Source organism: Pseudoclavibacter sp. AY1H1 (assembly GCF_002931055.1).
Classification (GTDB): domain Bacteria; phylum Actinomycetota; class Actinomycetes; order Actinomycetales; family Microbacteriaceae; genus Pseudoclavibacter.
Genome location: NZ_PSXX01000012.1, coordinates 33457 through 46368, shown reverse-complemented (window position 1 = coordinate 46368; position 12912 = coordinate 33457). Strand labels below are relative to the sequence as shown.

Annotated in this window: 10 protein-coding genes; all 10 read right to left on the bottom strand. The window is 68.6% G+C overall.

The genetic code is table 11. From position 1 onward, the window contains the following. Positions 1–10: 10 nt before the first annotated feature. The 10 genes from C5E05_RS16040 to ileS all read right to left on the bottom strand — a co-directional run bounded on the left by C5E05_RS16040 (position 11) and on the right by ileS (position 12835). Positions 11–280, bottom strand: a complete 270-nt coding sequence (locus C5E05_RS16040) for a hypothetical protein (RefSeq protein ID WP_104342501.1) — start codon at positions 278–280, stop codon at positions 11–13. 28 nt (positions 281–308) lie between these two features. After that, positions 309–1817 carry a GTPase ObgE gene (obgE, locus tag C5E05_RS16035; RefSeq protein WP_104240828.1) on the bottom strand — a complete coding sequence of 503 codons (1509 nt, stop codon included), beginning with the start codon at positions 1815–1817 and terminating at the stop codon, positions 309–311. A gap of 105 nt (positions 1818–1922) precedes the next feature. Continuing rightward, positions 1923–2177 carry a 50S ribosomal protein L27 gene (gene rpmA, locus C5E05_RS16030; RefSeq protein ID WP_068481308.1) on the bottom strand — a complete coding sequence of 85 codons (255 nt, stop codon included), beginning with the start codon at positions 2175–2177 and terminating at the stop codon, positions 1923–1925. 18 nt (positions 2178–2195) lie between these two features. Then, positions 2196–2504, bottom strand: a complete 309-nt coding sequence (gene rplU / locus C5E05_RS16025; RefSeq protein ID WP_068481311.1) for a 50S ribosomal protein L21 — start codon at positions 2502–2504, stop codon at positions 2196–2198. Positions 2505–2726: 222 nt separating this feature from the next. Continuing rightward, positions 2727–5384, bottom strand: a complete 2658-nt coding sequence (locus C5E05_RS20595) for an Rne/Rng family ribonuclease (protein ID WP_258064899.1) — start codon at positions 5382–5384, stop codon at positions 2727–2729. Between the two features lie 287 nt (positions 5385–5671). Further along, positions 5672–6934, bottom strand: coding sequence for a M20 family metallopeptidase (locus C5E05_RS16015; protein ID WP_104240827.1), 1263 nt, complete (start codon positions 6932–6934; stop codon positions 5672–5674). Positions 6935–7039: 105 nt separating this feature from the next. Then, on the bottom strand, positions 7040–7462 hold the full coding sequence (gene ndk, locus C5E05_RS16010; protein ID WP_104240826.1) for a nucleoside-diphosphate kinase: 423 nt from the start codon (positions 7460–7462) through the stop codon (positions 7040–7042). A gap of 74 nt (positions 7463–7536) precedes the next feature. Then, the gene (locus C5E05_RS16005) at positions 7537–7989 is read right to left on the bottom strand and encodes a DUF4233 domain-containing protein (protein ID WP_258063797.1); all 453 of its coding nucleotides are present in this window, start codon (positions 7987–7989) and stop codon (positions 7537–7539) included. Then, entirely contained in the window at positions 7986–9548 is a 1563-nt protein-coding gene (locus tag C5E05_RS16000) for a folylpolyglutamate synthase/dihydrofolate synthase family protein (RefSeq protein WP_308471906.1), read from the bottom strand. Before C5E05_RS16000 ends, C5E05_RS16005 begins: the two co-directional genes overlap by 4 nt. Next, a complete protein-coding gene (gene ileS / locus C5E05_RS15995) occupies positions 9545–12835 on the bottom strand; it encodes an isoleucine--tRNA ligase (RefSeq protein WP_104342500.1) in 3291 nt (1096 codons plus the stop codon). The genes C5E05_RS16000 and ileS overlap by 4 nt, the downstream gene beginning before the upstream one ends. Positions 12836–12912 lie beyond the last annotated feature (77 nt).

Sequence of the window (12912 nt, the reverse complement as noted above, 5' to 3'; positions counted from 1 at the left end):
CGTCTCCGCGCTAGTGCTTCGAGTGCTCCGAGCCGGACTCGATGACGCCAGCGTGGTTGAACGGCTCGTAGGGAACGACCTTGGAGTCGACCGGGTTGCTGTGCCACGTGTTGCGGAACGCGTACGTGACGACGATGAGGGCCACGAAGGCGACGAGCGTGACGACACCGAACATGATCGGGGGCATCACCAGCTCGTTGACGATGTGGTGCCCCTCTTCGGCCAGCACGGATTGGGCCAGCACGGCATCAGCAAGCGCAGCGGGAATCAGCTCGATCATGCGTCCCACCCTACCAATGTTCGCGAGGTCACTCGTCGACCTTCCACACGCCGCCCTCGCGCTCGCGCTCGAGTTCGGCACGCGCCGCGGCCTTGCCGTCCATGCGCTCGTAGTAGCCCTCGCGCCGCTCACGCGTGGTGGTGCGGCTGTTCTCCTCGAGGCGACTGTCCGTGCCACGCGGCGAGACCGTGAGCTCTGCCGCGCTCGTGAGCGTCGGCTCCCAGTCGAAGACGATGCCCTGCGCGCCAGGCCCGATGATGACGGCGGAACCGGCGACTGCACCGGCCTTGAAGAGGGCTTCCTCGACACCGATCTTGTTGAGGCGGTCCGCGAGGTAGCCGATGGCCTCGTCGTTCGCGAAGTCCGTCTGCGCGACCCAACGCTGCGGCTTCTCACCGAGGATCCGGTACGTGTTTCCGTGCGTTCCACCCTCGACGCGGATCTCGAACGGCTTCTCGTCGACGGGGCGCGGACGCAGCACGATGCGCGGCTTGATGGCCAGCTCGGCGAGCTTGGCCTCCCTGTCGCGGTCGATGAGCTCGCCGAGCGCGAAGGAGAGCTCCTTGAGACCCTCGTGGCTCACCGTCGAGATCTCGAAGACACGGTAGCCGCGCTCCTCCAGCTCGGGGCGCACGAATTCGGCGAGCTCACGCCCATCGTGCAGGTCGATCTTGTTGAGCGCGACGAACTGCGGGCGCTCCAGGAGCGGCGTCTGCCCCTCCGGCACCGGGTAGTTGCCGAGCTCCTCGAGGATGACATCGAGGTCGCTGATCGGGTCGCGGCCCGGGTCGAGCGTTCCGCAGTCGAGCACGTGCAGCAGCGCGGAGCACCGCTCGACGTGCCGCAGGAAGTCGAGGCCGAGGCCCTTGCCCTCGCTCGCGCCCTCGATGAGGCCGGGAACGTCGGCGACCGTGTAGCGGTACTGGGCCGCCTGCACGACGCCGAGGTTCGGGTGGAGCGTGGTGAAGGGGTAGTCGGCGATCTTCGGCTTGGCCGCGGACATCGCCGCGATGAGGCTCGACTTGCCAGCGGACGGGTAGCCGACGAAGGCCACATCCGCGACGATCTTGAGCTCGAGCTGCACCTGCAGCTCCTCGCCTGGCGTGCCGAGCAGAGCGAAGCCCGGCGCCTTGCGCTTCGTGTTGGCGAGCGACGCGTTGCCGAGACCGCCCTGTCCGCCTTCGGCAGCGACGTAGCGCATGCCGGGCTCGGAGAGGTCAGCGAGTTCGACGCCGTCCGCGTCGCGGACGACCGTTCCGATGGGAACCGGCAGATCGAGCGGCTGCCCGGTGTACCCGTTGCGCCAATCGCCCATCCCGAAGCCGCCCTTGTCGCTCGAGCGATGCGGCTTGTGGTGGTACGACAGCAGCGTCGTCTCCTGCGGGTCGGCGTAGAACGTGATGCTGCCGCCGTTGCCGCCATCACCGCCGTCGGGGCCGGCGAGTGGCTTGAACTTCTCGCGCTTGACAGAGACGCAGCCGTTGCCACCCTCTCCAGCGCGCAGATACAGCGTCACCTGGTCGACGAAGGTGGCCATGAAGAGCTCCTGTAGAACGATAAGTCGTGAAAATACGGATGAGGGGCGGACCGTGGCCCGCCCCTCATCCTGACACCGCCCTGGATTCAGGGACTGTGCTTGCTGCTATTCGCCAGCGACGATGTTGACCACCTTGCGGCGGCCCTTCGCACCGAACTCGACGATGCCTGCCGAGAGGGCGAACAGCGTGTCGTCGCCACCGCGGCCCACGAGGGCGCCGGGGTGGAAGTGCGTGCCGCGCTGACGGACGAGGATCTCGCCCGCGCTGACGGTCTGGCCCGCGAAACGCTTCACGCCGAGGCGCTGAGCGTTCGAGTCACGGCCGTTGCGAGTCGAGCTCGCTCCCTTTTTGTGTGCCATTGAAGTCTGCTCCTCGACTTACTTGATGTCGGTGATCTTGATGCGCGTGAGCTCCTGACGGTGGCCCTGACGCTTCTTGTAACCGGTCTTGTTCTTGTACTTCTGGATGACGATCTTCGGGCCGCGGAGGTCGTTGAGGACCTCTGCAGTCACCGTGACCTTAGCGAGCTTCTCTGCGTCACTCGTGATGGTCTCACCGTCGACGAGCAGCACAGCCGGAAGCGTGACGTTGCCCTTCTTGTCGGCAACAACACGGTTCGTGGTGAGCACAGTGCCCACCTCTACCTTCTCCTGCCGTCCACCGGCGCGCACAACTGCGAATACCACTTCAGTACCTTTTCTCCGAGCCCGACAAGGTCGGACGCTGTGTCTTCAAACTCTGGAAGCCCTGCTCGCTGCGGCGAGCTGACTCTGCCCTGCAACCGGGCGAGGGAATGCCAGCACGAATGCAAACGTGCAACAGCGAACCACTTTACCCGGCAGGGTCGGTGCGCGCAAGCGCACCCACCCACTCGACGCTTTCGCGTCCGGTCGCCCTACTCTGTCATCTTACTCGGCAGAGAGCGGCGGCGTCGTGATGCGGCGGCGGCGCGGACGCCCCGAAGCACCCTTGGGCGGCTCAACCGTCGCCGGTTGCGCTGCCTTCGGCGCAGACGCCGTCGGCGCTTCCTGAACCTTCTCAGGGGCGGCGGCGGGCGTCGTCACCTCGACCGCGGCGGGGGCCTCGGTCGTTTCGCCCGCTGCCGGCTGCTGCTCACCCTCTGGGGTGACCAGCGCATCCAGCAGCGAGTCGAGTTCACGAAGCGCTGCCGGGTCGGCCTCGCGCTTGGTCTGTGCCGGCTCGGCGCTCTGGGCCGAGTCGAAGTCGAAGAGGTTCTCGCTGGCGCGCGCCTTCCGGTCGTCGCCGTCCGACTGCTGCACCGCATTGCGGTCGAGCGTCACCGGCTCACTCGGCGCCTGCTCCGGAGCCTCCGACGTCGCCGGAGCCTGAGCATCCGTCTTGGCGCGCCTGCGGCCGCGACGCGAACGACGCGACTCACCCTGCTGCCCGGACTGCTCGTCGCCGCCACGCTCGTCGGCGACCGGCGCCTGGGCGCTCGCCTGCACGACGGGCTGCTGCTCTTCCGAAGACTCGCCCTGCTTCTGCCCGGTGAGCGTCGACGCCGCGATCTTCGAGAGAGCGCCCCGCGCCTCCTCGGTGATGCCGTGCGTCGACGTCGCGGCCGGAGCTGCGACGGCACGAGGAGCCTGCTGCTCACGCTGCTGACCACCGCGGCCCTTGCGACTGCTCTTCGCGTTCGCGCTGCTGTCAGGCGCTCCCCCACGGTGCTTGAGCACCGGGTCGTGGAAGACGATGACACCGCGGCCAGCGCAGGACTCGCACGGCTCGCTGAACGTCTCGAGCAGGCCGAGACCGAGCTTCTTGCGGGTCATCTGCACGAGCCCGAGGCTCGTCACCTCTGCGACCTGGTGCTTCGTGCGGTCACGGCTCAGGCATTCGATGAGGCGACGCATGACGAGGTCGCGGTTCGATTCGAGCACCATGTCGATGAAGTCGACGACGATGATGCCGCCGATGTCGCGAAGACGCAGCTGGCGGACGACCTCTTCGGCCGCCTCCAGGTTGTTCTTGGTGACCGTCTCCTCGAGGTTGCCGCCGGAGCCGACGAACTTCCCCGTGTTGACGTCGACGACCGTCATGGCCTCCGTGCGGTCGATCACCAGCGAGCCGCCGGACGGCAGCCAGACCTTCCGGTCCAGCGCCTTCTCGATGTGCTCGGTCGCGCGGTACTCGGCGAAGACGTCGCCGCCCTGGAACGCCTCGACGCGGTCGACGAGGTCAGGGGCGACCTGGTGCAGGTAGTTCGTGATGGTCTCGAGCTCTTCGCTGCCCTGGATCACGATCTTGTGGAAGTCCTCGTTGAAGACGTCGCGGATGATCTTGACGAGGAGGTCGGGCTCGGAGTGCAGGAGCGCCGGAGCGGGTCCCGCCTCGATGCGCGAGGAGATGTCGGCCCACTGCGCGGTGAGTCGGTTGACGTCGAGCTCGAGCTGATCCTGGGTCGCGCCCTCGGCAGCCGTGCGCACGATGACGCCGACGCCTGCCGGCAGCGTCTCCTTGAGGATCTTCTTGAGGCGTGCGCGCTCCGTGTCCGGGAGCTTGCGGGAGATGCCGTTCATGGAGTTCCCCGGCACGTAGACCAGGTAGCGACCAGGCAGCGACACCTGGCTCGTGAGGCGGGCGCCCTTGTGGCCGATCGGGTCCTTCGTGACCTGGACGAGCACGCGGTCGCCCGGCTTGAGGGCGTTCTCGATGCGACGCGACTTGCCGCCGACCTCCGCAGCGGCCCAGTCGACCTCACCGGAGTAGAGCACGGCGTTGCGGCCGCGCCCGATGTCGATGAAGGCGGCCTCCATGCTCGGGAGCACGTTCTGCACGCGACCGAGGTACACGTTGCCGATGAGCGACGACTCCTGCGAACGCGCGACGTAGTGCTCGACGAGCACCTTGTCCTCGAGCACGCCGATCTGGACGCGGTCGTCCTTGGCGCGGACGAGCATCACGCGGTCGACCGCCTCGCGACGAGCGAGGAACTCGGATTCGGTGATGACCTGGCGGCGACGCCCGCTCTCGCGGCCCTCGCGGCGGCGCTGACGCTTCGCCTCGAGACGCGTGGACCCCTTGATCTTCTGCGGCTCCGTGATGAGCACGGGCTCTTCGACCGGCTGCTCCTCGCGGGACTGACGACGACGCGTCGTCGACTGCTGGCGCTCTGCCGGGGCCTGTCGGCGGTCGTCGCGCGACGACTCCCTCGAACGGTCGCCGCGGTCAGCGCGGTCGTTGCGGTCAGCGCGGTCACGCTCGCCACGGTCCGAACGCTCGCCACGCTCGGGGCGGTCGTTGCGATCCTGCCTGTCGTAGCGATCGTTCCGGTCGCCGCGCTCCTGGCGCTCGTACGGCTCGTCGTCCTGACGGCGACCGCGGCCGCGGTCTTCGCGTGGGCTGCGTTCCAGCACCGGGGGCAGATCCGGCTGCAGGAAGAAGAGCGTCGTGGAGGAGATAACGGACGGGACCGACGACGCGGACTCCTCGGTCGACTCGTGCTCCACTGCGCCTACCTCTGCCGCAGTCGCGGACTCCTGGCCCGCCTCTGCGTCGAACTGCTCATCGGTGGTGTTCTGGTCTGATTCGTTTGTGGTCACCATTTCTGGTGTGCTCCTACTCCGGCGTGGCGCAAAGCGTGCGCCCACCCCTCCGGGCGATGAAGATGCCATGCATCCTCATCGAAAATGGTCTCCGCCCGTTCGGCGGAAAGGTTGTACGTGGTGTGCCGCGGTTGCGGCGATCCTGCCTGCGGCCCGTGCGACGGAGCGTTGCTCTGCTCGTGGCTCGTGCCTGAAAAACTTCGGGTGCCGTGGGACTCTGCCCGGTCGACCTTTCCAGTATCGCACGGCCACCGCATCCAGACCCGATTTCGGCTGTGCGCCCACCGTCAGGGCAGGACCCGCCTGTGGTGTGCGATGCCGAGGATGCGCTCGGCGGCCGCGCAGTACCCGGCGAGGAACGCGCTCGCCACGAGCCCGACCGCATCCTCCGTCGGAAGGAAGCGCGGGTGGTGGAGCGTCGGGGCGTAGGCGCCGCCGGGCCCAGGCAGACCTGCCGTCTCGACGCCGGCGAAGCACATGATCGAGGGAACCTCGTCGCAGTAGTACGAGAAGTCGTCGCCGCCGAGCGAGCGCATGGGCTCCGCCCCGTCGACGCCGAGGCGCGCGAGCCAGTCGTCGGCATCGGACGCGAGGTGGGTGTCGTTGATGAGGACGGGCATGTTCTGGTGCATGTGCACGATCGCCTCCGTGCCGTACGCCTCAGCAGTGCGCACCGCGAGGTGCTGCACGGCCGCGAACAGGAGCTCGCGGTCTTTCGGCGCCGTCGTGCGCATCGACGCGAGCAGCCGGGCGCTCGAGGGCAGCACGTTCGCAGCACCCTCGCCTGCGGTGAGCGTCCCGACGCTGATCACGGCGGGATTCATGGGCGAGATCGTGCGACGGACGACCTCGGGGAGTCCGAGCGCGATCTGGGCGACGGCAGCGACAGGGTCGGCCGCCTGGTGCGGGTACGCGCCGTGGCCGCCTCGTCCCTGCAGCGAGATCTCGATCTCGTCGGCAGCCGCGTTGATGTAGCCGCCGCCGATCGCGATCGCCCCTCGAGGGACGCCCGGGTGGACGTGCGCGCCGATGACGTGCTCGACCTGGAAGCGCTCGAGGCCGCCCTCCTGCACGATCTGATGCGCGCCCGAAGGGTAGGTCTCCTCCCGTGGCTGCAGGATCGGCACGAGTCCGACGGGGAGGTCGAGGTGGTCCGCGGCCCGGATGAAGGCGACGAGCGCCGCTTGGTGGACGTCGTGCCCGCAGGCGTGCATCGCGCCGTTCGACGAGGCGAACGGCACCCCGGTGAGCTCGGTCAGCGGCAGCGCATCCAGCTCGGCGCGCACCCCGACGGCACCCCCGGTTGCGGGGCCGAGGCGCCCGATGCGTCCGGAGTCGGCGATGCGGTGCATCGTGACCCGGTCGCCGAGCTCGGCCTCGAGGCGGGCAGCGGTGTCGTTCTCCTCACCGGAGAGCCGGGGGTCGGCGTGGAGCTCCTGACGCAGCCGGACGGCCGCTGGCAGCTCCTCGCGCAGCGCAGCCCGCCACGCCGAGGCCAGCTCGTCGAGCCGCTCGCTGTGCTCCGTCGACGACGATCTCCCAGCCTTCATCTCGCAACTCGCCCCCGAATCAATGTTCTCGCACCTGACGGCCCGCCTACCGCGAAGCCTACGACTCGGCCGAAGCCCGACCGAGTCGTCCACCTCTCGAGTCGGTCAGGCCGCGAACCAGATGCCGAGCTCGCGCTCGGCGGACTCGACGGAGTCGGAGCCGTGCACGATGTTGAGGAGCACGCCGGCATCCCAGTCACGACCGAGGTCGCCTCGGATCGTGCCGGGCGCGGCAGTCGTGGGGTCGGTCGTGCCGGCGAGCGATCGGAAGCCCTCGATGACGCGGTGGCCCGCGACGCGGATCGCGACGGTCGGCCCCGACTGCATGAACTCGAGGAGGCCCTCGTAGAACGGCTTGCCCTCGTGCTCCGCGTAGTGCTCCGAGAGGAGCGCACGGTCTGCGTGGACGAGGCGGAGGTCGACGAGCGAGTAGCCCTTCGTCTCGATGCGGCGAAGCACTTCGCCCGTGAGGCCGCGCTGAACGCCGTCCGGCTTGACGAGGACGAGCGTCTCTTCGATGGTTGCCATGGTTCCTCCATTGGTCGTGGTGGTCGGCCCTGCGAGGGGCCAGGTCGTTCGGTGAATGCGTGCAGGTCAGCTGGTCAGCTGCTCGGTGGGTTGTTCTGCTCCGTGATGGGCATCCCGTCGACGCCGATCTCGCCCGCCGCGAGGCGACGGTTGTACTCGGCGATGATCGGAGCGCGTTGCCGGTCGATCTGGCCGCCCTTCCACATGAAGTACGTCCAGGATGCGAGGAACAGCGCCCCGACCACGAACATACCGGGGTGGAGGAAACCGGCGGCGACGAGCAGGATCTGCACGGCCCACCCGAGCCAGATCCCCCACTCGTACCTGAGCAGCCCGATCGTCACGACGATGAGCACGGCGAAGGTGAGGCCGAGCGCAAACGCCGGAACGGGCTCGAGCACGCGCATCCCGAACACGAGCAGCGTGCCGAGGAAGACGACGAAGAGCTCGAAGCCCAGGAAGATGGAGCCGATGACCTCGCGGATGCTGCGCTGACGGGGCAGCCGCCCGCTGTTGCGCGGACTCACGACTCCTGCGCCCAGCCTTCGTCGCGCGAGAGGGTGAGCGCGGTGCCGATGAGCGTGACGGAGCCCGTGATGAGCACGGCGGCGTTCCTGCCATCATCTGCGCCCTCGGCGAGGAGATCGAGGGCGATCTCGCGGGCGCGCTCGATGGCATCCTCCGCTCGCTCGAGCACCTCGGGCTCGCCGCCGGTGACCTCGCGCACGATGTCGCCGAGCTCCTCGGCGTCGATGGCGCGCACCGAGTCGGACTGGGTGACGACGAAGCGCTCCGCGATGGGCTGCAGGGCGCGGACGATGCCGGCCGCGTCCTTGTCCGCCAGGACTCCGAGCACCACGACGACGCGCGAGAAGTCGAACGACTCGGTCACGGCCCTCGCGAGCGCCTCGGCGCCGTGCGGGTTGTGGGCGGCGTCGATGAGCATGGGCGGGGTGATGCCGATGCGCTCGAGGCGACCCGGCGACTTCACCTCGCCGAACGCCGCCTCGACGAGCTCATCGCGCAGGCTCCGGTTCGCGCCGAAGAACGCCTCGACGGCAGCGAGCGCGACGGCGGCGTTGTGCGCCTGGTACTCGCCGTCCAGCGGCAGGAGGAGGTCCTCGTACGTGCCAGCGACGCCGCGAACCGTCACGAGGCGTCCGCCGACGGCCAGCTGGTTGCTGACGACGGAGAAGTCCTTCGGCTCGGCGTACATGTGCGCCTCGGACATCTCTGCGGCACGTGTGATCTCCGCGAGGACCTCGGGCTGCTGCTCTGCGGTGACGACGCGCGCGGCGGGCTTGATGATGCCGGCCTTGGTGCGCGCGATCTCCGAGAGCGTCCTGCCGAGTCGCTGCGTGTGGTCGAGCGCGATGGGCGTGAAGACGGCGACCTCGCCATCGGCGACGTTCGTGGAGTCCCACTCGCCTCCCATGCCCACCTCGACCACAGCGACATCCACGGGAGCGTCGGCGAAGCACGCGTAGGCGAGCACCGTGAGGGCCTCGAAGAACGTGAGGCGCGGCTCTCCCGCCGCCTCGAGCTCCGCATCGACGATCGAGAGGAAGGGCGTGATGTCCTCCCAGTTCGCGACGAGTCGCTCGTCGCTGATGGGACTTCCGTCGACGGCGATGCGCTCGTTGATGCGCTCGAGGTGCGGACTCGTGAGGAGGCCCGTGCGCAGGCCGTGGGCGCGCAGCACGGTCTCGATGATGCGCGCGGTCGAGCTCTTGCCGTTGGTGCCCGTGATGTGGATGACCGGGTACGCCGTGTGCACGTCTCCGAGGAGCTCGACGGCGCGCCGCGTCGCGTGGAGTCGCGGCTCGGGGGCCGCCTCCCCCACGCGCTCCATGAGCTCGTCGAAGACACGCTCGCCTTCGCTGACCCAGTCGGTGCCCTCGAGGAGCGTTCGCTCGTCTTCCTCGCGCTCCGTCAGGACCTCGTCCTCATCGTCGGAGAGCGCCGGTGTGAACGTCTCGGCGATGTCCCTCGGCTCGAGCTCGAAGTCGCCGGATGCGTCCGAGGCCTCCGATTCGGAGGACTGCTCTTCCCAGTCGCCGGAATCCTGCTGGTCGCGTTCGCTCACGCCACTACCTCCACGTCGATCTCAAGGGCACCATACGTGTCCGCGCTCACCTCGTCGTCAGCCGGCGAAGCGAGTCCGCCGGTGACGTGGAACTCGACCGCGAGGGTCTCCCCCGAGATGAGCTCCCGATGCGCCTCGATGGCGGCGACCGACGCGTCGTCGGCGCGCAGGGCGAGGCGGATGCGGTCGGAGACCTCGAGTCCTGCCTCCTTGCGCGCGTCCTGGACCGCACGCACGACATCGCGAGCGAGGCCCTCCGCGGCGAGCTCCGGACTCACGTTCGTGTCGAGCACGAGGATGCCGCCGCTCGGCAGCAGGGTGATGGCTCGGTCGTCGCTCTCGCCTGCGGTGACGAGCTTGACCTCGTACTCACCCGCCTCGAGCTGCAGTCCGCCAGCCGTGACGACGCCGTCGACCTCGCTCCAGTCTCCGGACTTCGAGGCCTTGATCGCCAGCTGCACCTGCTTGCCGAGGCGCGGGCCGGCGGCGCGCGCGTTGACCTGCAGGACGCGGTCGATGCCGTACTTGGCCTCGGACTCGGCGACGAAGCGCTCGAACTCCACGGACTTCACGTTGAGCTCGTCACGCAGGATGCTCGCGAAGGGCTCGAGCGCGTCCGTGTTCGGCGCGACGACGGTGAGGCTCGCGAGCGGGAGGCGCACGCGGCGCCCGGCCTGCTTGCGCAGGGACAGCGCCGAGCTCGTGACGCGGCGGACCGCATCCATCGAGTCGACGAGCGCCTGATCGCTGGGGAACGCCGACGCGTCCGGCCAGTCGGTGAGGTGCACGCTGCGGCCGCCCGTGAGCCCGCGCCACACCGTCTCGGAGATGAGCGGCGTGAGTGGCGCGGCGACGCGCGTGAGCGTCTCGAGCACGGTGTAGAGCGTGTCGAACGCCTCGGTGCTCGTGGCGTCGTCGGTCACTCCTCGCCAGAAGCGGTCGCGCGAGCGACGCACGTACCAGTTGGTGAGCACGTCCCCGAAGTCGCGGAGGCGCGATGCGGCGGTCGTCGAGTCGAGTGCCTCGAGGTCTGCCTGCACCTCGGAGACGAGCACGCCCAGCTTGGCGAGGATGTACTGATCGAGCACGTCGCTCGAGTCGGTGCGGAACGTCGCCTCGTACGCCTGGGTCGAGCCGACCGCGGTGTTCGCGTAGGTCGTGAAGAAGTAATACGTCGACCACAGCGGCAGGAGGAACTGGCGGACGCCCTCGCGGATCGTCTCCTCGGTCACGATGAGGTTCCCGCCGCGCAGCACGGGGCTCGCCATGAGGAACCAGCGCATGGCATCCGACCCGTCTCGGTCGAACACCTCCTGCACGTCCGGGTAGTTGCGGAGGCTCTTCGACATCTTGCGACCGTCGTTGCCGAGCACGATGCCGTGGCTCACGACCCGCTTGAACGCGGGGCGGTGGAAGAGCGCCGTCGAGAGCACGTGCATGACGTAGAACCAGCCGCGCGTCTGCCCGATGTACTCGACGATGAAGTCGGCGGGCGAGTGCGAGTCGAACCACTCGCGGTTCTCGAACGGGTAGTGCACCTGCGCGTACGGCATGGAGCCGGAATCGAACCACACGTCGAGGACATCGGGGATGCGCCGCATCGTGGATGCACCGCTCGGGTCGTCCGGGTTCGGGCGCGTGAGCTCGTCGATGAACGGGCGGTGGAGGTCGGTCGGGCGCACCCCGAAGTCGCGCTCGATGTCGTCGAGCGAGCCGTATACGTCGATGCGCGGGTAGTCGGGGTTGTCGCTCTTCCACACGGGGATGGGGCTGCCCCAGTACCGGTTGCGGCTGATCGACCAGTCGCGGGCCCCTTCGAGCCACTTGCCGAACTGGCCGTCCTTGACGTTGTCCGGCACCCAGTCGATCTGCTGGTTGAGTTCGACGAGCTCGTCGCGGAACTGCGTGACGCGCACGAACCAGCTTGAGACGGCCTTGTAGATGAGGGGCTTGCGGCAGCGCCAGCAGTGCGGGTAGGAGTGCTCGTAGCTGGCCTGCTTGAACAGGCGGCCGTCGGCCCGCAGGAGCTGGGTGAGCGGCTTGTTGGCGTCGAAGACCTGCAGGCCGGCGACGGGCTCGACGGCGGAGAGGAACTTGCCGCCCTCGTCGACGGAGAGGATCGTTGGGATGCCGGCGGCATCGCTGAGCACCTTGTCGTCCTCACCGTAGGCGGGCGCCTGGTGCACGATGCCGGTGCCGTCGCTCGTGGTGACGTAGTCGCCGAGCAGGAACTGCCACGCATTCTGCGTACCGTAGGTCTCGGTGTCGGCGTAGAAGTCCCACAGGCGCTGGTAGCGGACGCCGGCCAGCTCGGCGCCCGTGAGGCTGCGGCTGGTCGCGTCAACCGCGTCCTCCGCGCTCTCGTAGCCGAGCTCCTTGGCATGGGCCGCGACGCGTGCACTGGCGAGCAGGAAGGAGCCAGCGCCCGTCGCCGTGCCATCTGCCGCGCCGAGCGGGCCAGCTGGCACGACGGCGTAGTCGATGTCCGGGCCGACCGCGAGCGCCAGGTTGGTCGGGAGCGTCCACGGGGTCGTCGTCCAGGCGAGCGCCTTCACGCCGGCGAGGCCGAGCGCATCCGCTCGCTCCCCCTCGAGCGGGAAGGTGACGGTGACGGTCTGGTCCTGACGCATCTGGTAGACGTCGTCGTCCATGCGCAGTTCGTGGTTGGAGAGGGGCGTCTCGTCGTTCCAGCAGTACGGGAGCACGCGGAAGCCCTCGTAGGCGAGCCCGTCGTCGTAGAGCTTCTTGAAGGCCCAGAGCACCGACTCCATGTACGAGATGTCGAGCGTCTTGTAGTCGTTCTCGAAGTCGACCCAGCGGGCCTGGCGGGTGACGTACTCCTGCCACTCGCGCGTGTACTTGAGCACCGACTCGCGGGCGGCGTCGTTGAACGTGTCGATGCCCATGGCCTCGATCTCGGCCTTCGACTGGATGCCGAGCTGGCGCATGGCCTCGAGCTCGGCGGGCAGGCCGTGCGTGTCCCAGCCGAAGCGGCGGTGCACCTGGCGGCCGCGCATCGTGAAGTAGCGGGGGAAGACGTCCTTCGCGTACCCGGTGAGGAGGTGCCCGTAGTGCGGGAGCCCGTTCGCGAAGGGAGGGCCGTCGTAGAAGACCCACTCCTCGGCGCCCTCGCGCTGGTCGATGGAAGCCTGGAAGGTGCCGTCTTCGCGCCAGAAGTCGAGCACGCGCTCTTCGAGGCGCGGGAACGACGGCGAGGCGGCGACGCTGTCTCTTGTCGAGCTGGCGGGATCGGCGGCTGGTCCGAACGAGGCCTTCGGGTAGCTCATGCGGTGGAACTCCTGGCAGTAAGTGGATGTGCTTGGTCTGCTTCAGGGACGCCTTCCGGCGCGGTACCACCCCGATT

Coding starts and splice junctions, on each gene's coding strand:
- C5E05_RS16040 (WP_104342501.1), bottom strand. CDS start 280: ATGATCGAGCTGATTCCCGCTGCGCTTGCTGATGCCGTGCTGGCCCAA.
- obgE (WP_104240828.1), bottom strand. CDS start 1,817: ATGGCCACCTTCGTCGACCAGGTGACGCTGTATCTGCGCGCTGGAGAG.
- rpmA (WP_068481308.1), bottom strand. CDS start 2,177: ATGGCACACAAAAAGGGAGCGAGCTCGACTCGCAACGGCCGTGACTCG.
- C5E05_RS20595 (WP_258064899.1), bottom strand. CDS start 5,384: ATGGTGACCACAAACGAATCAGACCAGAACACCACCGATGAGCAGTTC.
- C5E05_RS16015 (WP_104240827.1), bottom strand. CDS start 6,934: ATGAAGGCTGGGAGATCGTCGTCGACGGAGCACAGCGAGCGGCTCGAC.
- ndk (WP_104240826.1), bottom strand. CDS start 7,462: ATGGCAACCATCGAAGAGACGCTCGTCCTCGTCAAGCCGGACGGCGTT.
- ileS (WP_104342500.1), bottom strand. CDS start 12,835: ATGAGCTACCCGAAGGCCTCGTTCGGACCAGCCGCCGATCCCGCCAGC.